The 25642-nt window shown below is 43.1% G+C and carries 28 protein-coding genes and 1 pseudogene; 14 read left to right on the top strand and 15 right to left on the bottom strand.

From position 1 onward, the window contains the following. The first annotated feature begins 142 nt into the window (after positions 1-142). On the top strand, positions 143-709 hold the full coding sequence (locus tag H6G48_RS18135; RefSeq protein ID WP_242034691.1) for a hypothetical protein: 567 nt from the start codon (positions 143-145) through the stop codon (positions 707-709). Positions 710-903: 194 nt separating this feature from the next. Here H6G48_RS18135 and chlP read toward each other — a convergent pair whose 3' ends face one another. The 7 genes from chlP to phaA all read right to left on the bottom strand — a co-directional run bounded on the left by chlP (position 904) and on the right by phaA (position 7157). Beyond that, on the bottom strand, positions 904-2121 hold the full coding sequence (gene chlP, locus H6G48_RS18130; RefSeq protein ID WP_190722736.1) for a geranylgeranyl reductase: 1218 nt from the start codon (positions 2119-2121) through the stop codon (positions 904-906). A gap of 224 nt (positions 2122-2345) precedes the next feature. Next, a complete protein-coding gene (locus H6G48_RS18125; protein ID WP_002795840.1) occupies positions 2346-3440 on the bottom strand; it encodes a class III poly(R)-hydroxyalkanoic acid synthase subunit PhaC in 1095 nt (364 codons plus the stop codon). Positions 3441-3601: 161 nt separating this feature from the next. Beyond that, complete coding sequence (phaE, locus tag H6G48_RS18120) at positions 3602-4597, bottom strand: class III poly(R)-hydroxyalkanoic acid synthase subunit PhaE (protein ID WP_190722735.1); 996 nt, start codon at positions 4595-4597, stop codon at positions 3602-3604. A 79-nt stretch (positions 4598-4676) separates the two neighbouring features. Then, positions 4677-4889 (bottom strand): hypothetical protein, encoded by a 213-nt coding sequence (locus tag H6G48_RS18115; RefSeq protein WP_002784823.1) that lies wholly within the window; start codon positions 4887-4889, stop codon positions 4677-4679. After that, positions 4873-5148: a BrnT family toxin gene (locus tag H6G48_RS18110; protein WP_190722734.1), complete on the bottom strand. Its 276-nt coding sequence runs from the start codon at positions 5146-5148 to the stop codon at positions 4873-4875. The genes H6G48_RS18115 and H6G48_RS18110 overlap by 17 nt, the downstream gene beginning before the upstream one ends. An 89-nt stretch (positions 5149-5237) precedes the next feature. Then, on the bottom strand, positions 5238-5954 hold the full coding sequence (gene phaB / locus H6G48_RS18105; protein ID WP_190722733.1) for an acetoacetyl-CoA reductase PhaB: 717 nt from the start codon (positions 5952-5954) through the stop codon (positions 5238-5240). Positions 5955-5966: 12 nt separating this feature from the next. Further along, entirely contained in the window at positions 5967-7157 is a 1191-nt protein-coding gene (gene phaA, locus H6G48_RS18100; RefSeq protein WP_190722732.1) for an acetyl-CoA acetyltransferase PhaA, read from the bottom strand. 219 nt (positions 7158-7376) lie between these two features. On the opposite strand from phaA, the gene H6G48_RS18095 reads away from it, so the two are divergent. From H6G48_RS18095 to H6G48_RS18045, 11 genes and pseudogenes are all read left to right on the top strand, one after another. Then, on the top strand, positions 7377-8510 hold the full coding sequence (locus H6G48_RS18095; protein ID WP_190722731.1) for an FAD-dependent oxidoreductase: 1134 nt from the start codon (positions 7377-7379) through the stop codon (positions 8508-8510). A gap of 147 nt (positions 8511-8657) precedes the next feature. Continuing rightward, the gene (psbQ, locus tag H6G48_RS18090; RefSeq protein WP_061432325.1) at positions 8658-9098 is read left to right on the top strand and encodes a photosystem II protein PsbQ; all 441 of its coding nucleotides are present in this window, start codon (positions 8658-8660) and stop codon (positions 9096-9098) included. A 538-nt stretch (positions 9099-9636) separates the two neighbouring features. Beyond that, the gene (locus H6G48_RS18085; protein WP_002789747.1) at positions 9637-9999 is read left to right on the top strand and encodes an ATP synthase subunit I; all 363 of its coding nucleotides are present in this window, start codon (positions 9637-9639) and stop codon (positions 9997-9999) included. A gap of 57 nt (positions 10000-10056) precedes the next feature. Continuing rightward, complete coding sequence (atpB, locus tag H6G48_RS18080; RefSeq protein ID WP_147068794.1) at positions 10057-10806, top strand: F0F1 ATP synthase subunit A; 750 nt, start codon at positions 10057-10059, stop codon at positions 10804-10806. Between the two features lie 230 nt (positions 10807-11036). Beyond that, positions 11037-11282: an ATP synthase F0 subunit C gene (gene atpE / locus H6G48_RS18075; protein WP_002740068.1), complete on the top strand. Its 246-nt coding sequence runs from the start codon at positions 11037-11039 to the stop codon at positions 11280-11282. A 230-nt stretch (positions 11283-11512) separates the two neighbouring features. Further along, complete coding sequence (locus tag H6G48_RS18070) at positions 11513-11944, top strand: F0F1 ATP synthase subunit B' (protein ID WP_002795845.1); 432 nt, start codon at positions 11513-11515, stop codon at positions 11942-11944. 147 nt (positions 11945-12091) lie between these two features. Continuing rightward, positions 12092-12634 carry a F0F1 ATP synthase subunit B gene (locus H6G48_RS18065; protein ID WP_061432323.1) on the top strand — a complete coding sequence of 181 codons (543 nt, stop codon included), beginning with the start codon at positions 12092-12094 and terminating at the stop codon, positions 12632-12634. Then, positions 12635-13183 carry an ATP synthase F1 subunit delta gene (atpH, locus tag H6G48_RS18060; RefSeq protein WP_002795847.1) on the top strand — a complete coding sequence of 183 codons (549 nt, stop codon included), beginning with the start codon at positions 12635-12637 and terminating at the stop codon, positions 13181-13183. A gap of 68 nt (positions 13184-13251) precedes the next feature. Beyond that, complete coding sequence (atpA, locus tag H6G48_RS18055) at positions 13252-14760, top strand: F0F1 ATP synthase subunit alpha (RefSeq protein WP_002763364.1); 1509 nt, start codon at positions 13252-13254, stop codon at positions 14758-14760. Positions 14761-14959: 199 nt separating this feature from the next. Next, on the top strand, positions 14960-15907 hold the full coding sequence (locus H6G48_RS18050; protein WP_190357086.1) for a F0F1 ATP synthase subunit gamma: 948 nt from the start codon (positions 14960-14962) through the stop codon (positions 15905-15907). A gap of 391 nt (positions 15908-16298) precedes the next feature. Beyond that, a pseudogene (locus H6G48_RS18045) lies at positions 16299-17775 on the top strand (GUN4 domain-containing protein). 176 nt (positions 17776-17951) lie between these two features. Here the strand turns inward: H6G48_RS18045 and H6G48_RS18040 are convergent. From H6G48_RS18040 to ahcY, 6 genes are all read right to left on the bottom strand, one after another. Further along, complete coding sequence (locus H6G48_RS18040) at positions 17952-18341, bottom strand: type II toxin-antitoxin system VapC family toxin (protein WP_002795860.1); 390 nt, start codon at positions 18339-18341, stop codon at positions 17952-17954. Further along, positions 18338-18535: a hypothetical protein gene (locus tag H6G48_RS18035; RefSeq protein WP_002789758.1), complete on the bottom strand. Its 198-nt coding sequence runs from the start codon at positions 18533-18535 to the stop codon at positions 18338-18340. Before H6G48_RS18035 ends, H6G48_RS18040 begins: the two co-directional genes overlap by 4 nt. 128 nt (positions 18536-18663) lie before the next feature. Further along, complete coding sequence (locus H6G48_RS18030; RefSeq protein WP_190722730.1) at positions 18664-19089, bottom strand: type II toxin-antitoxin system VapC family toxin; 426 nt, start codon at positions 19087-19089, stop codon at positions 18664-18666. Continuing rightward, entirely contained in the window at positions 19086-19511 is a 426-nt protein-coding gene (locus H6G48_RS18025; RefSeq protein WP_242034690.1) for a hypothetical protein, read from the bottom strand. The genes H6G48_RS18030 and H6G48_RS18025 overlap by 4 nt, the downstream gene beginning before the upstream one ends. Positions 19512-19517: 6 nt before the next feature. Beyond that, entirely contained in the window at positions 19518-20123 is a 606-nt protein-coding gene (locus H6G48_RS18020; protein ID WP_190722729.1) for a DedA family protein, read from the bottom strand. 98 nt (positions 20124-20221) lie between these two features. Then, positions 20222-21499 (bottom strand): adenosylhomocysteinase, encoded by a 1278-nt coding sequence (gene ahcY, locus H6G48_RS18015; protein ID WP_002795864.1) that lies wholly within the window; start codon positions 21497-21499, stop codon positions 20222-20224. Between the two features lie 243 nt (positions 21500-21742). On the opposite strand from ahcY, the gene H6G48_RS18010 reads away from it, so the two are divergent. Both H6G48_RS18010 and H6G48_RS18005 read left to right on the top strand, forming a co-directional pair. Further along, the gene (locus tag H6G48_RS18010; RefSeq protein WP_190722728.1) at positions 21743-22918 is read left to right on the top strand and encodes an ImmA/IrrE family metallo-endopeptidase; all 1176 of its coding nucleotides are present in this window, start codon (positions 21743-21745) and stop codon (positions 22916-22918) included. Beyond that, positions 22918-23388 (top strand): PIN domain-containing protein, encoded by a 471-nt coding sequence (locus H6G48_RS18005; protein ID WP_190722727.1) that lies wholly within the window; start codon positions 22918-22920, stop codon positions 23386-23388. The genes H6G48_RS18010 and H6G48_RS18005 overlap by 1 nt, the downstream gene beginning before the upstream one ends. Before the next feature lie 62 nt (positions 23389-23450). Here the strand turns inward: H6G48_RS18005 and H6G48_RS18000 are convergent, their stop codons facing one another. Together H6G48_RS18000 and proA are read right to left on the bottom strand one after the other, a co-directional pair. Next, positions 23451-24122, bottom strand: coding sequence for a riboflavin synthase (locus H6G48_RS18000; RefSeq protein WP_190722726.1), 672 nt, complete (start codon positions 24120-24122; stop codon positions 23451-23453). A gap of 15 nt (positions 24123-24137) precedes the next feature. Then, a complete protein-coding gene (gene proA, locus H6G48_RS17995; protein WP_190722725.1) occupies positions 24138-25433 on the bottom strand; it encodes a glutamate-5-semialdehyde dehydrogenase in 1296 nt (431 codons plus the stop codon). Positions 25434-25642: the final 209 nt, after the last annotated feature.

The following is a 25642-nucleotide window of genomic DNA, read 5'->3' as shown; positions in this document are numbered from 1 at the left end:
GCCATTTTCAAAGGGAAAATGTACCCAGTAGCGTCTTTTCAATTTTTTCTGAGAAGCGACCTGCAGTAAGGGTTTTGTTAATTTTTTAGTATTTCTGTATGGGGGAAGTCCAGAAATAAAGTCTCCTCATCCACAAGAGCAAGTGCTGGCTAAATTTTTGATACTAATTTTAACCAAGGGACTATTTATCGATAACCAAGGATTGCTTGAATCTTGCGAATGCTATTTTAACAACAAAAATATTACATCGAGTTCTTTAACTGGAGCGGTGAAACTTAAAGGTAGTTTCCTCAGTTTACAAAAATCGGACGATTTTGTTGATGAAACCGTTGAGGTAACATTTCGAGAAAAAAACCAATCCTCTGAAAATGTTACCATCAGAAATTTAACCCAGATTACTCAATCTAGAAAATTATGTCCTCGTTACACTGGAACTCCTAAACATGATTCATCATTGAAAGGAACCGCACCTAGTGTTAAAGGAACTCCAATGGATTTAACAATCGAAGAAGCTCAAGAAGTCTTAAATCATTCCATAGATTATAAAAAAAAACGCTATGGATATCAAAAAGAAAAAAACAAGTTTTATGTATTTCATCCCAATAACAGTTATGATTCTGATGGCTATCCACTTTATCACGGGTTTCCAATTTCTGATTCTCAAGTTCTCCCTACAATTAAGAAAGACCTAGGAATAGGAAAACCATGACTCCCATCGAGGGGTAAGCGCATCTTAACAATCCTTGACAAAATGAACTTTATATGGGCTGCTTACCCACGATTCAGGCATATTTGAGGAGAATTTGCTATCTCAATTGTTAAGCAAGATAGGAGATGAAACAACCCAAAAGAAAACCCAACCACCGCCATGGGGAGATTGGGTTTTCCGGTTATGAATTGATTTTAAGGAGCTAAAGCGTTACCGCGCAGGAGAGAACCGATGGTTTTAGCGGTAATCTTCATCTGTACGAGAGGATTAGCGGGAACAACGGTTTTATAGAGATAACTGTCAAAAGTCATCTTCTGTACATCCTTATCGGAACACATTTCCACAAAAGCTTCCCGGGTGGCATCGGTACGGTAGAAAACCCGTTGCAGGATATCTAATACCAGATAGGTCATACCGTATTTCTTATCCCAACGCTTGAGGTAGAGTTTTAACTCGTCCTCTGTGGGAATACGTTGGCCGCCGTTAGTGACTTCGACAATGGTTTCGGCACACATCCGCGCCGATTTAGCGGCGAAATAGATGCCTTCTCCCGAAGACTTGGTAACTGTTCCCGCAGCATCGCCTACGAGGGCCACGCGACCGACTACACGGCGAGGACGGGGATGTTCGGGGATGGGGTGAGCCTCCACGCGGATGATTTCGCCTCCTTCCAGACGACGGGCTGCGCGAGCGCGAATACCAGCTTGTAGGTCTTTAATCATGGCTTTATTGACCTTCATTGTGCCAGTACCGACGGCGACGTGATCGTATTTGGGGAATACCCAAGCGTAGAAGTCGGGGGATACGTCTTTTCCTACATACATTTCGGCCAGGTCTTCGTAGTAGGCCATTTTATCTTGGGGAAGACGGATGCGTTCTTGGAAAGCGATCGCATAGTTGTAATCCCCGGCATCAATAGCTTTGGCAATGCGGGAATTAGCACCGTCGGCACCGATAACCACGTCCACCTTCAGAGATTTCATTTCCCCTTGGGAATTGCCGTGGGAGTGATCGGCGTAGTGTAGGGTATAGGGATCGGTGCTATTGGTGGGAATGTCGAGACCGTAAACGGTTCCGTTGATTAAATGCGCTCCTAATTTATGGGCGCGTTCTCTCATAAAACCGTCGAGGACTTCCCGACGACACATTCCGATATATTCGTCTTGATTATCGAGATTAATATCGACTTCGACGTTAGAGGGGGAGATCATTTTCATTTTTCTCACCCGGCGATCAATAATTTCAGGAGGTAGGTCAAATTCGCTCACCATACAGAGAGGAATCGCTCCACCACAGGGTTTAGCATTATCTAATTTGCGTTCAAATAAATAGGTTTCAATGCCTGCTCTAGCTAATGTTTCTGCCGCCGAAGAACCGGCCGGCCCTGAACCCACAACAGCGACTCTTAACACTCAGGTTTTCTCCTACATACTTACGAGCGAGTACGCTTTGCAGTGTACCACAGGGGTTTAGCCGAAAGGAACGATATCCTCCGATTCTGCCCGATCTTGCAACAGTGCTTAACATCCTCTGTTACAAAAGTTTATTTTACTGCCCCTAGATGTTTTTTAATCGATGTGTTGTATTGTCTTACACCCCTCTCCCAAATTGGAAAAGGGGATAGGTGGGAAGATTGTTAAGCTCTTGCTTTCAACCAATCGCTAATAGCGGGGGGTAAATCCCGTTGCACTTTGCCACTGACATACATTCCGATATGTCCGACGGGGAAAGCACAAGCGGTATAGTCAGAAGTACCGATATAATTCCCTAAAGCGAGGGAAGAAGCGGGAGGTACAAGGTGATCTTTATCCGCATAAAGATTGAGAATTGGCATGGTCAGATTGTGTAAATCTACCCGTTTATCTCCTAACATCACTTCCCCTTTAATCAGTTTATTTTGCTGATAGAAATCCTTGAGAAACTGTCGATAGGATTCTCCCGCTTGGTCAGGACTATCAAAAATCCATTTTTCCATACGCAGAAAATTAACTAATTTTGATTCGTCTTCCATGATGTCAGGAAAATCGAGGTATTTCTGATAACCTAACTGCAAAGGTTTCAATTCCAGAAACTCTAAGTTGAGAAAATCTCCCGGGATATTGCCCATAGTATCTACCATTAAATCGATGTCTAATGCTTCGGCTCCCAAGGAACACCCCCCGCGCATATTTAAGAGGGTCTCGGTTTGATAAAAGTCCACTGGTGTCACCATTGTCACCAGATTTTTTACCTTATCGGGATAGAGGGAACTATAGCATAAACTAAAGGTTCCTCCCTGACAGATCCCTAACAGATTAATTTTGTCGAGATGGTGACTTTGACGAATAAAATCGACACAATTATCCACATAACCATTGATATAATCATCAAGGGTTAACCAGCGATCGCTTCTGGTGGGATAGCCCCAATCAATTAAGTAGATATCTAAGCCTAATTTCAGCAGATTTGCCACTAAAGAACGCCCTTCCTGTAAATCTACCATGTAGGGACGATTGACCAAAGCATAAACCATCAGCAAGGGTATCTCGAAGGGTTTTTCGACCACGGGTTTGAAGTGGTAGAGAATGATTTTATCTTCCCGATAAACTGCTTCTTTTTCCGATACTCCACACTGAATATCTTCTTCTTTAACTCGTTTGAGATTGTCTAACCCTTTGAGATTTTTTTGAGTTAATTCTAGATAATCTTGGGTAAAATCTTCCAGTTTCACTTGCGTCAAAAATGGCCACATAATTTAATTCTCCTAAAGAATTGGGGAAGTGGGGAAGTGGGGAAGTGGGGAAGTGGGGGAATTTCAACTAAAACCCCTAAAACCCCAACACCCTATCACCCTATCTCCTGAATCCTGAATCCTGACTCCTGATAGCTTACCTGATTGTCAAGCACAATTAACTAATTGTTACTTTCTACTGCTTTTTTTTCTCCTAAAGCTTTTTTGAGACTTTTTACCTCTTTGCGTAATTCATAGATGGTTCGATGAATTTCATCGACTTCGCTGCGGGTAGGCAGATTCATTGAGCGCAGGTAAATTTCCATTAAATCCTGCTGTTTGAGGCGATAATCATTGAGAGAATTAATAAATTTTCCCCTTACTTTTAGGTTTTCTGGTTGACAAAAAGCCTTTTCAAAAATATCATCAGCGACGACACTCCACAGATCTTGAAATTCTCGCCAATCCTTGACAGGTTGACCTTTTTCTGCTAGGAAAACTAATTTTTTAGTTAAAGCTTCAAAGGATTTAACTTGAATATCAGCCAGCACAATTTGATAGTTAATACTAGCTTGATAAAGAACGCGCCAAGTTTCAAAACTATCGAGTAATTTGCGGTTAAATTCTCGCGGCAATCCCAATAAAGGCATCTGTAACCATTGGCCAAAAGTTTCATCATAAAACTTCTGCCAATAGATATTATTGAGTTCGATCAAAGAAGAAGTATTACCTAACCAAGCTTTAGTTATTGTATCATTTGACAGAATCAAAGGATCGAACCATAAATGATTGATACTTTGCAATTGTTGCAGGTAAATTGTCCATAGTTGACTGACATCTTGACTACTTTGGGAAGTGGTGGTAGTAAAACTATTCAGTTGACCGCGCATCTGTTGGGTATAATTATCTAAAATTGTTTGCCAGTCTTCTCCTGTTTGCATTTTTGGGAAGATACTTTCCCAAGCTTCCATCGATAATTTTAGGAATTTGATCAATAAATCCCGATTATCAAAATAGCGCTGGGTTGCCTCTTGCAATTCTGGTTTAATATTGCCCATAGGAGTCGGTATCGCCCCCATCATATCAAACCAACTTGACCACATTTTTGCCCCGGTTTCTGTCCAAAGATTGACGTAATCGGCGGCCATCTCACTCCAAGCTTGTGTCGGTTTATCCATTATTTTTGCCCTTTTCCTTTAACGCTGATTTCGCTAGTTTACTAACCCACCCTACACCCGATAACTGATAACTGATAAGTCATATTTTTCCAGACTTGGCAATTTTTGCTAGTAATCTTAACGCTTCATTGACTGAGGCTGAATCTTGAAAAATTTCCGCCACATCGGGATCGAGAATTATCACATTACTAGCCTGTCGATAAGCTTGATAATATTTGCCACGAATACCACCAGAAAAGTCATATTCAGTCCGCATCTCGTCATTAACCGTTTCTTCAGACTCCTGATTCATAATTTTTTCTCTCCTGTTTACTAGCTAAACGGGCGCTAATTAAGCGAATCTCATTTTCTCTTTCTGTATGGGATATGACTAACAGCTTTTGTGATTTTGACTGTCCTATCGTCAGAAAACGAAACTCGCCCACTGAATGATCGGGATCTAAAATCGTTACGGCCAATGGATCCCCAAATACGGTCACTGCTTCTTCAAAAGATATACTATGTTTTTTGATGTTGTTATTTGCCTTGTCTTGATCCCATTGAAATTTCATAGATTTATGCTACTATCAAGCAACTTAGCAGGGACAATAACCAACACATTTTCCATCTTTGAATTAGATAACTGATAACTGATAACTGATTAGGTGTGATGGGCCCCATTAACTCTGAGGACTTCTCCAGAGACATAACTGCTGGCAACAGGAGAGAGTAAATAGGCAGTTGCCCAGGCGATATCTGCGGGTTCACCGAAGCGACGACAGGGAATTTCGGCGGTGATTTTATCGCGAACTTTATCGGGAATCGCTAAAGTCATTTCGGTGTTAATAAACCCCGGTGCGATCGCATTGGCGCGAATATTATAACGGGCAGCTTCCCGGGCCAAGGATTTGACTAAACCGATAACTGCCGCTTTTGTGGCCGCGTAATTAGTTTGGCCGGCATTACCGCGATCACCGGAAATAGAACTAATACAAACGATCGATCCCGCTTGTCGTTGATACATTCCCTCAATAAACGGCTTAATCGTGTGATTAACCCCTTTTAGGTTGACATTAATCACTAAATCCCAATCTAGCGGCGTTAATTTAGCGAAAAAGTTATCTCTGGTAATCCCCGCGTTAGCGACGATGCCGTACACCGGTCCCAATTCCGCTTCAATTTGTTTAGCTGCCGCTTCCATCGATTCCAACTTAGTCACGTCGGCCACAATGCCTAAACCCTGGGGATTATCGGCGACTAAATCCGTGTAGGCCACCTTGGCCCCCAAATCTATCAAAAGAGAGACAATAGCCGCCCCAATGCCTCGATTTCCGCCCGTAACGACGATAACTTTTTCCTCTAGTCCCAGAGATACCATAGCTTTTTCCTCCTAAACTCTTTCAATTGCGATCGCTGTTCCGCCACCGGTCCCATGACAGATGGCCGCCATACCGAGGGTTTTATCCTGTACTTTCAACGCGTTAATTAACGTCACCAGAATCCGCGCGCCGGAAGCGCCGATAGGATGACCCAATGCGATCGCACCACCGTGAACGTTTTGTTTTTCCCTAGCTAACCCCAGATCCATCTCAAAAAGCAGATTATTTAAGGCAAAAGCTTCGTTATTTTCCACTAAATCGAAATCTTCGATCGTTTTATCTAGAGATGATAGTAATTTTTTCACCGCTAGGACGGGGAATTCTGGGAAGCGCTCGGTTTTGCCAGCACCCACAGCGCCGCCAAGGATTTTGGCAATTGGTTTTAAACCGTACTGATCCACAGCTTTTTGACTGGCTAAAAGGATAGCGGCGGCCCCATCGGAAATCTGACTACTATTCCCCGCGGTTAAAACTCCCGACGGATTAAAAGCCGGTCGCAGTTTTCCTAACCCTTCTGGGGTACTATCGGAACGAATACCCTCATCTTGAGCAATAATTGTGGAACCTTTCTTAGATTTAAGCTCAATTGGCACGATTTCGCCCTTAAACCAGCCTTTTTCTGTGGCTGTGGCCGCTCTTTGGTGGGATAAGGCGGCAATTTCGTCTAATGCTTGCCGAGAAACCCCGCGATCGAGACAGAGGCGATCCACTTGGGAACCCATGACCTCAGCCGTGGTAGCATCGGTTAAGCCATCGTGGAGTAATAAATCCGTTAATTGTTCTGGCGCACCCATGAGGAATTTATAACCCCACCGGGCCCGATGGGAGAGAAAAAAGCCGGTTTGGGACATGGATTCGATGCCACCAGCGAGGACGAGAGCCGCTTCGCCGGCGCGAATTGAGGTGGCAGCGTTACTAACGGCAATCATTCCCGAAGAACAAACCATATCCACCCGATATCCGTCCACGCTTACGGGAATTCCCGCTTTAATCGCCGCTTGTCGGGGAATTAACTGACCATGACCCGCTCCCAAAACATTGCCGAAAATGTACAAATCTAGGGCTTCTGGGGGCAAATTAGCGATTTCTAGGGCGGATTTCATCACTGTTGCCCCTAAATCGGCCGGGGATAATCCCATCAATCCCCCACCAAAACGACCAATTGGAGTCCGGACTGCGGCCACGATATAAACTTCTTGCATAGACTTCTCTCTATTGGGAAGCGAAGATAATAGATAGAATTTGCTTAAGAATATCGAGTCCGAAAAAATCAAAATCCCAATTTACTGTCATTGGTTAAAAGTTTATGGCCTCGATGCCTTGAGTTTTTGTCTATCTACCCTCGATTTTGCAACAGAATTTCTGTGTAAGAAGATATATTCATTAGAATTTAACTTTTCTGGCAGCAATCCCGTTTTTTTATGGATTTAGTCAAGCGCTTAGTTTTTATCGGTGGGGGTCCTAGTCATGCGATCGCCGTTCGTCTTTGGGGGCAATCACCCCTAAAAAACGTTCAATTAACTTTAATTAGCGATGTCACCCATACCCCCTATTCGGGAATGTTACCCGGCCACGTCGCCGGTTTTTATGATTTTGCTGAGACTCATATCGATTTACCTTCTCTAGCTAGGTATTCTCAAGCGCAATTCTGTTTAGACAAGGCTAATTCCATAGATACGGAAAAATGTCAAGTAATTTGTCATAATTCTTCACCGATTCCCTTTGATTATCTCTCGATCGATATCGGCAGCATCCCGGCAGTAGATAATGTTATCGGTGCTAAAGAGTACACTATTCCCGCCAAACCGGTGCCGATTTTTCGGGAAGGATGGCAAGAAATCCTGAAAAAAGCGGTTAATAACCCTAATAATACTCTAAATATCGTCATTGTTGGTGGTGGTGCAGGCGGGGTCGAATTAGCTTTAAATATGCAGTCCCGTTTGGCCAAAATTCTCAACTCTAGCAGTAATTTGAATTTATCTCTAATTCATCGAGGAAAAAAACTACTACCGAACCATAATAATTGGGTCGGCCAACGTTTAGAGAATATTTTTAAACAAAGGGGAATTAGATTATATTTATCAACGGATGTGACGGCAGTGCAAGCAGATCGGATTATCTGTTCATCGGGTTTAGTTTTACCCATGGATTATACAATTTGGGTAACGACTGCCTCGTCCCCTAGTTGGATTAAAGCGTCAGGATTACTGACAGATGAAAAAGGGTTTATTTTAGTGAATAATTATCTGCAATCTCTTTCCCATCCCCATATTTTTGCCGTGGGAGATATTGCCACGATTCCAGATTATCCCCGTCCGAAAGCGGGAGTTTTTGCCGTCCGACAAGGAAAACCCCTGTTCGATAATTTAGTCAGAATTCTGCAAAATCAGCCTCTAAAACCCTATTTTCCCCAGAAAAATTATCTGAGTTTAATCGGGACAGGAGACCAAAAAGCGATCGCATCTTGGGGCGGTTTTGGCTGGCAATCACCGTTATTATGGTTATGGAAAGATCGGATCGATCGAGCTTTTATGAAACAGTTTGATAAGCTCTAGTTATTGACACCGAGTTACTGTCAAGGTCGTTGGGAGTAAAATCTGATTTGGGAATCCCACAACCTGATAAAGTAAAAATCGTCCCGATACCTTGACTGGTTATCGGGAGAGAACGTCAATAGTTTGTTAAATAGTACATATAAACCAATGCCACGTCTTCGCTCGATTATTTCCCTAGTTTTAGTCCTAGTTACTACCCTGCTGGTTAGCTGCAGTGGTCCTCAAGCAACTATCCCCACCGTCTATAGTCCCCAAAAAATCGAACAGTTACAGGTTTACATCCAACCTATCGCAGAGTTTCGCCAAAAAATGAGCGTTTTGCAAGACCTCATCGCTGACAAAAATTGGGTAGATACTCGCACCTATATCCACGGTCCTTTGGGGCAATTGCGTCAGGAAATGGTAGGATTATCCCGTAATTTACTGCCCAAAGACCAAGAAAAAGCCAAGCAGTTAGCGAAAAATCTTTTCGTTCACTTTGAACGTATCGATGCGGCAGCCAAAGAAAAAGATGCTAGTCTTGCTGCTACTCAATTCCAAGAAGCATTAAAAGATTTCGATGCTTTCTTAAATATTGTTCCCAGTTAGTTTTTATCAGTGATCAGTGATCAGTGATCAGTTATCAGCTTTTTAAAAAAATCTCGGGCTTTTTGCCTAGAGATTGTTGTCAGAGAGAAGCACGCAAAAACTTTTTTTCTTATAGATGTTCAGTTTAAAAATCAAGATAGAAAAAAATAGTGACCCTTACCTTTTCCCAAGCAACTGCTTTTTATTAACCATTGGCAGGATCACTAAGCTGAGCAGTTATCTTAATAGTGAGGTAGGAAGTCTCTGGTTTTAGGGAACAGGCAAGAGGGAGCGCCGGAGTTGGGGAAGTGGGAAGAAGGGAGCAGGGGAGGGGGGAGAAAAAAACTGACGGCTGAGAGCGGGGGGAATCATGGCCATTTACAATTGCTTAATAATTGTTGCCACTGCCGTGATAATATGTCTTGTGGCTCACCTGAGCGTCATAGCTCGGAAAGCAATCTAGATATTGAGATTAGTCTATCGCTGATTTAGGTGTACCTTGTCTGATCCATCGATCGAATCTCCCCCAACCCCAGAAACCAACCCGCCGTCAGATCCGATGCGGGAATACTATCAACTACAAAACACTTTATTGATCACCACCCTGATCTTAAGCGGTCTGATCTTTATTCCCGTGTGCTTGTTTTATTCCCTCAATACCGCCCTTAATTACCTATTAGGGGCAATGGTGGGGGTTGTTTACCTAAAACTCCTGGCCGGGGAAGTGGAAAAATTGGGGGTAACGAAAAATCGGGTAGGCAAAAAAGGATTAGCCCTATTCGCCGGATTAATCATCATCGCCAGTCGTTGGCAAGAACTGCACATAGTGCCAGTTTTTTTGGGTTTTTTGACCTATAAAGGGGCGATCATCGTCTATACTCTGCAAACCATCTTCAAGTTGGAGCAGAAAGCCGATTCCTAAACCCTTTGACCGTTAAAATAACCCTGATTTGCGAACCCGAATCTCTCCAAGGTGAAAATGTTAGACAGTTTAAGTGTGCTTAATTTTTATAGCCTCGCTTCCCTGGAAGTGGGACAACACTGGTACTGGCACATCGGCGGACTAAAAATTCACGGGCAAGTGATCGCGGTCTCCTGGATCGTCTTCGCTATCTTAATCATCGCCTCGATCGCCGCTACCCGCAAGATCCAGAAAGTTCCTGGCGGTATTCAAAACCTCATGGAGTACGTTCTGGAATTTCTGCGCGATTTAGCCAAAAACCAGCTAGGAGAAAAGGAATATCGACCCTGGTTGCCCTTCATCGGCACCCTATTTTTATTTATTTTCGTTTCTAACTGGTTAGGGGCCCTGATTCCTTGGAAGTTAATCGAACTGCCCGAAGGAGAATTAGCCGCCCCCACTAACGACATCAATACCACGGTGGCGTTAGCCCTACTGACTTCCCTCGCTTACTTCTACGCGGGCATCAGTAAAAAAGGACTCGGTTACTTTGCTCACTACCTAGAGCCGATTCCCGTGCTATTACCGATCAAAATTTTAGAAGACTTTACCAAACCCCTCTCCCTCAGCTTCCGTCTTTTCGGAAACATCCTCGCGGACGAGTTGGTAGTGGCCGTATTAGTCTTCCTTGTCCCCCTAGTCGTACCCCTACCCCTGATGGCTCTCGGTTTATTTACCAGCGCTATTCAGGCCCTTGTCTTCGCCACCCTTGCCGGGGCCTATATCCATGAGGCCCTGGAATCGGAACACGAAGAAGAACACGCTTAAAAGCGAAGGACGAAAAAAGAAAAATTTCTTAGGGAAAAGTGTCCAAATAATAGGATAATAACTAAGAAATTATTGGTCGAATTCAGGATGAGCAACTGAATTCCCAGATCGTTCTTTCCCAAAAACTCTTTCGGGAGTTTTGAGCAGAAAACCAGCCATTTTTTACGGCTGAGAACGCGCTCTGTAAACAACAGATTGAAATTGATTAGTAAATAGAGGAAAAAATCACCATGAACCCCACAGTAGCTGCCGCTTCCGTTATCGCCGCCGCCCTCGCCGTTGGTTTAGCCGCTATCGGCCCCGGCGTTGGTCAAGGAACCGCTTCTGGAGAAGCTGTTTCCGGTATCGCCCGTCAACCCGAAGCTGAAGGAAGAATTCGTGGTACCCTTCTCCTCAGCTTGGCATTCATGGAATCCTTAACCATCTACGGCTTGGTTATCGCTCTCGTTTTACTGTTCGCTAACCCCTTCGCCTAATTAAAAAAGCAGTGGGCTATCAGCCCCCAGTCCCCAGCTTGGCGGCAGAGTTTTCAAAACTCTCAAAAAACGCCAAAGGAGCCAACTAAAAAGTCTGGTTTTGGGGACGGAAGGCTGATAGCTAGTTAAGGGAATTTTGCTGATCCCCCCTGACTGTTCATTGTTAAAGCAGGGGGATCGTCTTCCTTTTTTGAACCTGCCTATAGCTTCTATTTATCAGGAATAAATCAATGTTTGATTTCGATGCCACCCTGCCAGTGATGGCACTACAATTTATTCTTTTGGCAGTGATCCTGAACGCCGTTTTTTATAAACCCCTCAGTAAAGTTTTAGATGAACGGGCGGAGTATATTCGGCAAACAGAAAGCGGAGCCAAAGAACAACTAGCCAAAACCGAAGCACTGGTACAAGAGTACGAATTGCAATTAAGTTCGGCTCGTAAACAATCCCAAGAGATTATCGCCCAAGCGCAAGCCGAGGCCCAAAAACTAGCCAGCGAACGAGTTGCCGCAGCCCAAAAAGAAGCGATCGCCCGTAAGGAAGCCGTCGCCGCCGAAATTGCCCAACAGAAAGAAGAAGCCTTTCGTTCTCTAGAAGGACAAGTGGCCTCTCTTTCCCGTCAAATTCTCGAAAAACTCCTGGGACCAGAACTCGTTCGCTAAACCCCAGCCATTGGTTAATAACAGTGATCAGTAAAAAGATAGAACTCAGTCGTCAGGAGTTAGAAGACTGGAAACTTACCTCTGATAACTGATAACTGATAACTGATAACTGATAACTGAACAACCTACTCCCCGCCCTCAATAATCATGATCATCGACACAGTTTTATTATTAGCCACGGAGGCGAAGGAAGCGGCAGCAGAAGGATTCGGCATCAACACCGATATCTTAGGAACTAACCTATTTAACCTCTCGATTCTGCTCGGTTTAATCATCTTCTACGGCCGCAAAGTTCTCGGACAAATCCTCGGAGAACGTCAGTCGAAGATTGCGGAAGCTTTAGCCGAAGCTGAAAACCGGAAAAATATTGCCGCTACCGCCCTCGCCGAAGAACAGAAAAAACTCGCCCTGGCAAAACAAGAGGCGGAAAAAATTATCGATAACTCTCGATCTAGAGCTAAAGCTGTCACCGCCGACATCGCCGCCCAAGCCGAACTCGATATTCAAAGAATGCGCGAAAGTGCCGCTAAAGATCTCTCGGCGGAACAGGATCGCGTTTTAGTAGAATTACGCCAAAGAATTACCGCTTTAGCCTTAGCTAACGTGGAATCCCAGTTAAGCACCGGCCTGGAAGAATCGGTACAACAAACCCTAATTGATCGCAGTTTGGCCAACCTAGGAGGTAAATAGATGCAGGGAAGTTTAATCAGTTCAGAAATCGCCGAACCCTACGCCCAAGCATTACTTTCCGTCGCCCAAAGCAGCGGACAATTAGAAGCGATCGGCGGCGAAATTAAATCCCTCTTAGAATTGTTGGAAAATGCTCCCGATCTAAGAGCTTTTATCGGCAATCCCGTCATCAAAGAAGAAGCTAAAAAAGCCGTTCTTTCCCAAGTAATGGGAACCAGTGCCAATCCCTATTTAACTAACTTCATGATGTTATTAGTCGATAAACGTCGGATTCAATTTTTAGAACCCGTTTGTCAACAATATCTCACCCTGGCTAGAGTGCTGACTAACACCGTTTTAGCGGAAGTTTCCTCGGCCACCGAATTGAACGATAGCCAAAAACAAATCGTCATCGACAAAGTGAAAACCCTGACCGGGGCGAATGTGGTCGAACTGAAAACCAAAGTTGATACCAGCCTGATCGGTGGTGTGGTGATCAAAGTCGGTTCTCAGGTCTTTGATGCCAGCATTCGCGGTCAACTACAACGCCTCAGCCTCTCCCTGCGCTAAGGTCATCTAATCTCCCTTTTTTGCCGTTTTTTCACCTTCTAATTTTTTACTTTTTCCCAGATTAAACTATGGTAGCTATCAGACCCGACGAAATTAGCACGATTATTCGTCAACAGATCGAATCCTATAACCAAGAAGTACAGGTCTCCAACGTGGGAACCGTCCTGCAAGTGGGTGACGGTACTGCCCGCATCTACGGCCTACAACAAGCCATGTCGGGAGAACTATTAGAATTTGAAGATGGAACCGTCGGCATCGCCCTTAACCTCGAAGAAGATAACGTCGGTGCAGTGTTAATGGGTGACGGTTTCGGGATTAAAGAAGGCGGTACGGTGAAAGCTACCGGTAAAATCGCTCAGGTTCCCGTGGGTGAAGCCTTAGTCGGCCGCGTGGTTGATGCTCTCGGTCGTCCCATCGACGGTAAAGGGGACATCCTCGCCAGCGAAACCCGTCTGGTGGAATCCCCCGCCCCCGGTATTGTCGCTCGCAAATCCGTCTGTGAACCGATGCAAACCGGCATTACCGCTATCGATGCCATGATTCCCGTCGGTCGTGGTCAACGGGAGTTAATTATCGGTGACAGAAAAACCGGTAAAACAGCGATCGCCATTGACACGATCATTAACCAGAAAAGCGAAGACGTGATCTGTGTCTATGTCGCCATCGGTCAAAAAGCCTCCACCGTCGCCCAAGTAATCGACACCCTCACCCAAAGAGGCGCCATGGATTACACCGTGGTGGTGGCCGCTAACGCTAACGACCCCGCCACCCTCCAGTATATCGCCCCCTACACCGGAGCTTCGATCGCCGAATACTTCATGTATAAAGGCAAAGCGACCCTAGTTATCTACGATGACCTCACCAAACAGGCTCAAGCTTATCGTCAGCTATCCCTGCTCATGCGTCGTCCTCCCGGTCGGGAAGCTTACCCCGGCGACGTTTTCTATCTCCACTCCCGTTTACTAGAGCGCGCCGCTAAACTCAGCGATGCCCTCGGTGGTGGCAGCATGACCGCCCTGCCGATTATCGAAACCCAAGCAGGTGACGTTTCTGCCTACATTCCCACCAATGTAATTTCGATTACTGACGGTCAGATCTTCCTCTCCACCGACCTCTTTAACGCTGGTTTCCGTCCCGCTATTAACGCTGGTATTTCCGTATCCCGCGTGGGTTCGGCGGCCCAAACGAAAGCGATGAAGAAAGTTGCCGGTAAATTAAAACTCGAATTAGCCCAGTTTGACGAATTAGAAGCTTTTGCTCAATTCGCTTCTGACCTTGATGCGGCCACCCAAGCACAACTCGCTCGCGGTCAACGTCTGCGTCAAATCCTCAAACAGCCCCAAAACTTCCCCCTCGCCGTTTGGGAACAGGTGGCGGTGGTTTATGCCGGTTTAAACGGTTATCTCGACGATATCGCCACCGATAAAGTTATCGATTTCTGCACCGGTTTACGGGAATACCTGAAAACCAGCAAACCTCGCTACGTTGAGATCGTCAGCACTGAAAAACAACTCAACGACGAAGCGGAAGGCCTGCTCAAAGATGGCATCAACGAGTACAAACAGGCTTTTAAATAATCTCGGTAATCAGTAAATGAATGTTGGTAATGGGGGTTAGGTTTTGGGGGATGGGGTGTTGAGGTTTTGGGGTTTTGGGGTATGAGTTGAAATTTCTCTATCTCCCCATTTCCCTGTTTCCCCACCTCTCCATTCCCTCCTAAACCCCGACTCTTGACTGATAACTGATAACTGATAACTGATAACTGATAACTGAATTATGCCTAATCTCAAAGCGATTCGCGACCAAATTCAATCGGTCAAAAATACCAAAAAAATTACCGAGGCCATGCGTCTGGTGGCGGCCGCAAAAGTGCGCCGCGCCCAAGAACAAGTTCTCTGTACCCGTCCTTTTGCCGATGCCCTCGCTCAGGTACTTTATAATCTCCAAGGTCGTTTAGCCTTTAGTGATGTTAATTTACCCCTACTGGCCCAACGGGAAGTAAAAACCGTGGCTCTGTTAATAGTCACAGGCGATCGAGGTCTTTGTGGCGGTTATAATACTAACGTCATCCGTCGTGCCGAACAACGGATGAATGAATTAAAAGAGCAAGGGATTAAGTATCAATTAGTGGTTGCCGGCCGGAAAGCGGCACAGTATTTCGAGCGCCGGAATGCTCCCATTGCCGCCAAATTTATTAACCTCGAACAGATTCCCACTGCCGATGAAGCTGGCACGATTGGGGATGAATTGCTCTCCTTATTTTTATCGGAAACAGTCGATCGCGTCGAGTTAATTTATACTCGTTTTATCTCCCTGATCAGTGCCACTCCGGTGATTCAAACCCTGTTACCTTTAACTACCCAAGGTTTAGCGGTACAGGATGACGAGATTTTCCGTTTGGTGACTAAAGAAGGAAAATTTAAGGTACAACGGGAAAAAATGGCCAGCCAACCAGCGCAGGTTTTTCCCCAAGACATGATTTTTGAGCAGAATCCCGTCCAAATCCTCGATTCTCTCCTACCTTTGTACTTAAATAACCAATTACTGCGCGCCCTCCAGGAATCGGCAGCGAGTGAATTAGCAGCCCGGATGACGGCGATGAGTAACGCCAGCGAGAACGCCAGCGAGTTAATCGGGACTTTAAGCCGTACCTACAACAAGGCGCGTCAAGCCGCTATTACCCAAGAATTGCTAGAAGTAGTAGCGGGAGCCAACGCTCTCTAGGTTTAAGCCATTTTTTCTTCTGATTATCAGTAGGAGTGATTATTTTCACTCCTTTTTTTGTATAGGGTTTGCTGAAAAAAGACCTCTTGCATAAATCCGAAAACAAACGATAGAAACAATAATGGGAGGGACTTTCAGTTAATTATTTATTAGTAGTTGATAATCTTCAAAAATGTTGCTGTACAAGGATCGACTTAAGACTTTTGCAAGAGGTCTTTTGTCTGATCAGTTTAACTTACTATAGAAGTGATCAATCTTTGTGTCCTCTGTGTCTCTGTGGTTCCTTCCACTCGCTTGCCGGCAGGACTGTATCTTAGAATACATTTTACCCACCAAACCTAAGAGAGCTACTTTTTTAACGTCAACCCAACTACTTAAAGGAGTAAAAACCATGAGTCTGTGTCTCAATCCTAATTGTTCCTCCGCCAATCCAGATGGCAATAAATTCTGTGAAAAATGCCGCTCTAAATTGTTCTTACAGGAGCGTTATCAAGCAATTAAATTAATTGGTCAAGGAGGATTTGGTCGCACTTTTAAAGCGATAGATTATAGTAAGCCTTCTCGACCTTATTGTGTGATTAAACAGTTTTTTCCTTCGGCTCAAGGAACTGATACAATTGAGAAAGCCTCAGAATTATTTGAAAAAGAAGCAATCCAATTAGAAAAATTAGGAAAACATCCCCAAATTCCTGAACTTTTCGCCTATCTCAATCATGATGATGACCGTCAATATTTGGTACAAGAATATATTGAAGGACAGAATTTAGAACAAGAATTGAGAAGCCAGGGGGTATTTAATGAAGCCAAGATTTAAAGCTTTATTAACAGATATTTTGCTGGTTTTAGATTTTATTCATAGTCAGGGAGTAGTTCACCGAGATATTAAACCAGAAAATATTATTAGACGTAACTCAGACAAGAAAGCGGTTTTAGTGGATTTTGGCGCGTCTAAAGTTGTTACACCTCTTAATCGTTCTGTTACTGGTACGGTAATCGGTTCAGCGGAATATATCGCTCCAGAACAAGCTAACGGTAAGGCGAATAATCCCAGTGATTTGTATAGTTTAGGGGTCACTTGTATTTATTTGTTGACTCAGATTTCACCCTTTGATTTATTTGATACCAGTGACCATGAATGGATTTGGCGACAGTTTTTAGTTAATAATAATGTTCGGGATGATTTAGGGCGCATTCTTGATAAAATGATCGAGTTTGGGACAAGAAAGCGTTATCAGTCAGCGCGGGAGATTTTACAAGATTTGACGGGACAATCACCAGCAACTTCGATACAAACACCAGCAACTCCCCGTTATTCTCCAACACCAGCAACCCCCGTTATTCAAACACCACCACCGCCTAAAGTTGCTGCTAATATTGTGCTTAAAAGTGCTAGAGGTGTTAACTACTCCAAATTACAGCAACTCCTAGCAGCAGGAAACTGGAAGGAAGCAGACGAAGAAACAGATAAAGTTATGTGTCGGGCCGCCGGAAGGGAAGCCGCCGGAAGGGAAAGCGAAAGATGGTTGAGAGTAGAGGATATTGACAATTTCCCCTGTGAAGATTTGCGAACTATTAACCAACTCTGGCTACACTACAGTAACAGCAAATTTGGCTTCAGCGTCCAGAAAGAAATCTATGAGAGTCTCGGTGGCACGAGACATTATAATGAAAAAGTGTGGGAAAAGTTCGGCGATCGCGTCGGCTGGAGAAAAGGAGGTAGTTGGGTACTGTACAGCGACTTAAGTTTTAATAAAGATAAAGCCCCCAAAGCTCACCTCCCGTATAGATTTTGGACGGGTGTGAGTTGGGGAGGGTCGATGGTTCAGGCGATCGATTTGATCTCTCGCGCAAAGACTTGTAACCTGTAGGATATAACGATCTCAGGTCTTTTGTCAAGCTTATTTTTGGAGATTTCTAGAACGAAAACATAGGCTTTTTCCTACTTCAATACCTGGCACTGGTTGCTGTCATCAAGCTATCGGTTTCCAGTAGTAAGCTACTTTGCAGATAAGTCAACTTTTAATTCTCGCTCTTCTACTATTATTTACCCCTCATCAATAAACGGGTTTTTAATATTTAAACTGGAAATCCCCTTAAAATCATCAACATTTCTAGTGACCAAACATCCATTTTGGCTCAATGTTGTTGCGGCAATAATGGCATCGGGAATCTTGATTTTATACTGTCGTTTCAGTTGAATAGTCAGATCTTCAATTTCTCTCAATATGGGAATTAATTCAAACTGTGAGAGTAAATCTTCAATTATCTGCTCTTCTTCCTTAGACAAAGTAGGAAAACTGAGTAACTCAATTCTGACAATTGGTGAGATAAAAATCTGATGCAAACTCAAAAAAGCTTGGGAGAAAAAAGAAGTAACTATATCGTCATCGGCTAAATAATAAATAAAAATATTGGTATCATAGACGTATTTCATCCATCCCACTCCCGACGAAGAGACTCTACATGAGATAGCATTGCCGCTTTTTTATCCTTAAGAATACCTTTGGCTTTAACCACCTTTTGATAATCTTTTTGCCAAAGCTGAAGCAGTGAATCTGGCACGTCTGCTGTAATAAAATTTTCATCTTCAGCAATCAGATAATTCCTTGGTATTTTAATCAGTGGCACAGCTTTTCTCCTAATACCAAACAGTATTTAATGTCTCTCTCTGTCATAGACCATCATTATATATTATCATCACAAGTACGGTAGAGCCACCAAGTCAAGGAATATTCGGGTGATAAAACTAACTTTGTTTAATTTAGAGCGGGATTAAGTAATTCTACCTGACAGCGTAATGCTGCATCTATTAATTGCTTATCATTGGTAGCCAATGGTAAATCTAAGCGCAAAGCAAGTTCTAAGTAAGCAGCATCATAAGAAGCTAATTTTTGTTCTCTTGCTAGTGTTAAAGTCCTGCCAAAAGCTTGGACTGAAGTTAAAGAATCAATAGTAATAAGTAAAGACTGTAACCAATTAATCGATGCTTGAGTTTGCTCGACCGTCATCCGATTTCTTCTTTCTGCGACTGGGAGAGTATTGACAATCTCTAAAGACCAAATTTCGGGAACAAATGCTTCGGCGTTTGGCATTATGTCTAATACTGCGTTAGCATAATCGTTATCTTCATCGACCAAACACCAGCTAATTGCTACCGAACAATCTAAAACAAACTCAATCAAAACCGTCTCCCTTCTTCTCGCATGGCACGAATTTCACTTTTAGGTAAAGCTACAGTTTTTTGAAGGCGGCGCATTCCTGAAATAGCTTGGGTAATAGATTGCTCTACTACTGGGTTGCCCCAAGCATTATAGCGAGGTTTTCTTTCCTCTTTTCTACTTGCTAAATCTTCACTGACTTCTTGAACCGCTTCAACGGTTACTGTAACATTTACTTCAGTTTCTTTAAAATCGGACGGTATATGTAAATGTAAGATTCCATCTCTACCAATCTGAGAACGTAGTTTAATTGTTGGCATATTAAAACCTCGTATATTCTTATCCTTTTGCCCCTTTATAAGCAGTAAAACGTAGGGTGCGTTAGACGGCAAAAATTGCTGCTGTGACTGGAAGGTGACAATCCGTCGTAACGCACCACCTATCATCAAAACTTACTCATACCGGCGGTTACGTTTGCGGATAATCCAGAGGATAAACCAGATAACCAGGACAAGTAGGGCTATTTTTGACACGGGAGCCAGATATTCTTCCACAAGGGGGTAATTTTTCCCTAAAAAGTAACCTGCTGCCGTTAAAAAAACGACCCAGAGGGTCGTGCCGATGGTGGAGTAAACTAAAAAGGGAATCATCGCCATGTGATTCATCCCGGCGGGTAGGGAAATCAAAGTTCGTACTCCGGGGACTAAACGACAGAGTAAAACCGCTTTACTACCGTGACGGTTAAACCATTGATTAGCTTTTTGAATATCTTTAGCGGAAACGGTAATCCATTTGCCGTATTTATCGGCTAGTTTTTCAATTTTTTCCTCATCCACAACCCGACCGAGATAATACCAAGGTAGCGCTCCGATGACCGTACCAAAAATCCCCGCTACCACTGCCGGAATAAATTGCATTTGTCCCTCATGGACGGTAAAACCCGCTAGGGGCATAATTAATTCCGAGGGAATGGGAGGAAAAAGATTCTCTAAAAACATTAATAGGGCTATGCCTAAATAGCCCATAGAAGTCATTGTATTTGTAATCCATTCAGTCATAATTTTTTAGGATTTAGAAAACAGTTTTAAAGTAAAGTATTTTCAGTGAACTGATAACTGATAACTGATAACTGATAACTGATAACTGATAACCGATATTAGGTTCCGGAAGTCCAGGAGTTGATATATTCTAATTGGGCTTCGGTGAGAGTATCGATTTCAATCCCCATGGCTTGCAGTTTCAAACGGGCGATTTCTTGGTCTAATTCGTAGGGAATCGAGTAGATGCCGGGGGCCAATTTACCTTTATTTTTAACCAAGTATTCTACACCGATCGCCTGGTTAGCGAAACTCATATCCATAACGGCGCTAGGATGACCTTCGGCGGCTGCCAGGTTAACTAGGCGACCTTCACCGATAACAACGACGGATTTACCGCTTTTTAGTCTATATTGTTGGGTAAAGTTGCGAACTTCCTTAACATTATCGGCTTTTGCGCCTAAAGCTTGCAGGTCGATTTCAATATCAAAGTGACCGGAGTTGGAAACAATCGCGCCATCTTTCATCAGGTCAAAATGTTCGGCCCGGATAACGTGCTTGTTACCAGTGACAGTGATGAAGATATCGCCTTCTTTAGCGGCTTCATCCATGGGCATAACACGGAAACCGTCCATCGCTGCTTCAATGGCGCGCACGGCGTTGATTTCGGTGACAATTACATTAGAGCCTAAACCTTTGGCCCGCATAGCGACACCTTTACCACACCAACCATAACCAGCCACAACCACGGTTTTACCGGCAAGGAGGATATTGGTGGCGCGAATGATACCATCAAGGGTAGATTGACCTGTACCGTAGCGATTATCAAAGAAATGCTTGGTTTCTGCGTCGTTAACGTTCATTGCCGGGAAGGATAACACCCCGGCTTTGAGCATGGCTTGCAAACGGACGATACCGGTGGTAGTTTCTTCGGTAGTACCGATAATGTCGGGTAATTGGTGACTTCTTTCTTTAACTAGGGTGGCCACTACATCACAACCATCATCGATGATAATCTGGGGTTTATGATCGAGGGCGATTTGAACGTGACGGTGATAGGTGTCGTTATCTTCCCCTTTGATTGCATAAACGGGGATGCCGTAATCAGCGACTAAACAAGCGGCCACATCATCCTGGGTGGAAAGGGGATTACTGGCAATTAATAACGCATCAGCGCCACCGGCTTTTAGTGCGATCGCCAAATTAGCGGTTTCGGTGGTAACGTGACAGCAAGCGACTAAACGCAGTCCAGCAAAGGGTTTTTCGATGGCGTAACGTTCGGCTAATTGACGCAAAACGGGCATTTCCCGACCGGCCCATTCGATGCGTTGTTTGCCGATGGGGGCTAAACTAATATCTTTGATGTCGTATTTCTGTTGAACTGGTGTTGCTACCATAAGGGGTTTTCCTTAAATACAAGCCTAGGCTATTGGTTAATTTAACTTAACATTGTCTGGGTATTTTGGCTAATGTCAAGCTTTCGGCTGGTTTTTTATATAGTAAAAAGTTATCAATCCCTCGCTGACCTATCCAGAAATCGGTACATTTTCTCTATTTTAGGTAATTATATAGTACAATGAAACTACTGTATGATCTAAATCAAGCTAGAAATCTCTATCTGGTGATGATAAGATAAAGTGATGGGCGAGAAACTGACAGGCGTTAATCCCAAGATAATCCAATGGGCAAGAGAAAGGGCGAGATATTCTCTTGAGTCTGTGGCGGTCAAGTTTAAAAAAGAGGTTTCTGTTATCGAGAAATGGGAGTCAGGAGAGGACTTTCCTACCTATAGTCAATTGGAAAAGTTAGCAGAAATATATAAACGTCCTCTCGCTTTATTCTTTTTCCCAGAACCTCCCCCAGAAGCGGAGGAAAAACAAGAATTTAGAACTTTGCCAGACTTTGAAATCGAAAATTTGGCCGCCGATACTATCTATGCTTTACGACAAGCAAAAGCGATGCAATTGTCGCTACAGGAAATTAATAATGGTATTAATCCTAGTACCAAGAAAATCTTTCAGGATATTGCGGTTAGCTCTAGGGATGATTTAAGGATATTAGCCGAACAGATCAGAAATTATTTAAACGTTACTCTAGAAGAACAACTGACCTGGAATGATCAGGAAACTGCCTTAAAAAAATGGCGGAGTGCCGTGGAAGAAGCCGGTATTTTTATTTTTAAGCGTTCTTTTAAGCAGCGAGAAATTTCGGGATTTTGCTTGATAGATATTGAATTTCCGATCATCTATCTTAATAATAGCACGGAAAAATCTAGACAAATATTTACCATTTTTCATGAATTAGCACATATTCTTTTGCAGACTAATGGAATTACTAAGTCTGACGATAGATATATTAATAGTTTGCAGGGAGCAAATAAAAGTATCGAGATATTTTGTAATAAATTTGCTGCGGAGTTTTTGCTTCCTAATCATGTCTTTTCTGAGATAATTAGAGAAACAATAGTTAACGATAAAATTATCTCGAAAATTTCCAGTGATTATAAGGTTAGTCGAGAAGTAGTTCTACGAAAACTATTAGATAATAACTTTATTTCTCAGAAAGAATATACTCTTAAAGTAACCGAGTGGTACAGTGAGCAGGTGAGAAAAAGTCAGGACAAAAATAAAAAATCTGGAGGTGATTACTATGCTAATCAGGCGACATATTTGGGAGAAAATTACCTAAAACTGGTGTTCAATAAATACTATCAAGGTCAATACGATATTGAGCGCGTTGCTGATTATCTAAACATTAAAAAAGTTGCTACGGTGGAAAAACTTGAACAATATTTATTAGACAAAGGACTGTTTTGATGGTTTACATTTTTGACACAAGTAGTTTTAAGGTTTTAGGAAACTATTTTCCCAAAAGTTTTCCTACCGTTTGGCAAAAAATCGATTTGATTGTGTCAGAAGGTAAACTACAATCAGTACGCGAAGTGCTTAAAGAAGTAGAATATGGCAATAATAAACAATTTGTTCTAGATTGGGTAGACTTCAATAAACAAATATTTTTACCACCCACTGCTCAGGAAACTTTATTTATTGCTGAAATTGTTTCTATAAGAAACTTTAAGGATTTAGTGAGTCAAAAAGCAAGATTACAAGGAAAACCAGTGGCAGACCCATTTATTATTGCCTGTGCCAAGATAAAAGACGGTTGCGTAATTACCGAAGAAGCCTTGAAGCCTAATGCTCCCAAAATCCCCACAGTCTGTCAACACTTTTCTATCGATTGTACCAATGTTCAGGGTTTAATGGAGCGAGAAGGTTGGCAATTTTAAAACTAAAATTAATGGATAAATTGCCAATAAATTTATATGTTGAAAAGGCTTTTTCTGGAAAACTAATAACCATGTTCAGCCAGAAATTCTAGGCTAATCTCGCTAGGAGCGTGATAAGAGCGCATTCCTAACAATTTTTCCACATATTTGCCTAAAATATCCCCTTCTAGATTCACCCAATCGCCTAATTTTAAATGGGAAAGATTGGTTTCGGCGTAGGTGTGGGGGATGACAGCCACTTTAAACCAGCTGCCGGAGGCATCACAATCGGCCACGGTTAAACTGATGCCATTAACAGCTATACTGCCCTTACCGACGATATAACGAGCTATGTAGTTATTCCACTGCTCTTCTAGGGAACTAGGGGCAGCAAAGCTCATTTCCCACGAATTAGCCACGATTATCGATTCGACTAAACAGCCAATACCGTCCACATGACCGGTGACAAAATGACCGCCGATTTTACTACCCACCCGCAAAGAGGTTTCTAGGTTAACGTTGGTTTCTGTTTTAATCCTTCGTCCCAAAGTAGTGCGCTGTAGGGTTTCTGGGGAAGCGGTGGCCAGAAAACCCTCTGGGAGAATTTCCTCGACTGTCAAACAAACCCCATCCACAGCCACACTATCACCAATCATTAAATCTCGGATAATTGTATCAGAGGATACAGACAAATATAGTCTATCAGTATCCACGACCCGAATCGTTGCCAAGGCTTGAATTAATCCTGTAAACATCGGCTTTTTTCTCGACTATAAATCCTTATGAGTGAAAGATTGGGCATTTTCCCCAGAATAATCGGCGACAATATGACCATCTCCCACTAATTGGTATTTGTAGGTGACTAATCCCTCTAATCCCACCGGACCGCGGGGAGGCATTTTTTGGGTACTGATACCCACTTCGGCCCCAAAACCGTAACGGAAACCATCGGCAAATCGGGTGGAACAATTATGAAAAACTCCGGCGGCATCGACTCGATCGCTAAAGGTTTTGGCCGTGTTAAGATTTTCGCTGACAATGCCTTCCGTGTGTCGAGAACCGTAATAATTAATATGTTCGATCGCTGATTCTAGACTATCAACAATTTTAATTGACAGAATTAAATCACTATATTCGGTTTGCCAGTCTTCTTCTGTGGCCGATGGTACGTTAATCATCTGACGAGTTGCTTCATCTCCCAATAATTTAACCTTTTTTTCCTCTAATGCTCGGGCCACTGCGGGTAAAAATTGTCTAGCGATGTCTTGATGAACCAATAAAGTTTCAATGGTATTACAAGCGGCAGGATATTGGGTTTTACCATCAACGGTAATCCTAATTGCTTTGCTTAAATCGGCTTCTTTGTCGATGTAGAGATGACAGATACCATCGGCATGGCCGAGGACAGGAATGCGGGTATTATTTTGGATATAACGAACAAATTCGTTAGAACCTCTAGGAATAATTAAATCGATGTATTGATCGAGTTTTAAGAGTTCCTGAATTTCTTCTCGTGTTGTTAATAATCGTACCGCCGCTGGATTAACTTTAGTTTCACTCAAGGCCTGATGAATAATTGTTACTAAAGCTTGACAAGAACGGATCGCTTCTTTCCCCCCTTTTAAAATAACGCTATTACCAGATTTAATCGCTAAACTGGTAATTTGAATTAAAGCATCGGGACGAGCTTCAAAAATAACACCTACAACCCCTAAAGGACAGGTTATTCTCCGCAGAATTAAACCTTGATCTAATTCCCGATTAATTTGCATCGTAGCTAAAGGATCTGCTAATTTAGCCACATCTCGCACCCCGGCAATAGCGGCTTTTAATTTGCTGGGACTTAACTCTAATCGCGCACATAAAGCTGGGGATAATTCCATCGCCTTGGCTGTTTGAACATCGGCGATATTCGCTTCTAGTATTTTATCGGCATTGGCAGTCAAAGCCTCAGCAATAGCCTCTAAAGCTTCATTCCTTTCTTCGTTAGTCAGGATAGCCAGTTGACGACTCGCTTGACGGGTTTCTCTGGCGATTTCGGGGAGGGATAGAGAAGTTGTAACCATAGAAAATTAAAAGTAATAACCGCTATCTTGTTTATTTTATCTTATTTTTGATCAAGTTTCAGGGTCATTAGACCTCATTGTAAAAATCAAAAATTGTTGTTAGGGTTAGGAGTCAGTAGTCAGGATAATTAAGAATCAATAATAATCAATTAAATGGTCTATTTACGGATTTTAGGCAATTTAATCCTTATTTTTGCCGTTTTTGAACC

The organism is Microcystis flos-aquae FACHB-1344, assembly GCF_014698375.1.
Taxonomy (GTDB): domain Bacteria; phylum Cyanobacteriota; class Cyanobacteriia; order Cyanobacteriales; family Microcystaceae; genus Microcystis; species Microcystis aeruginosa.
The sequence above is the reverse complement of the archived record's forward strand: the minus strand, read 5'-3'. Positions and strand labels throughout refer to the sequence as shown.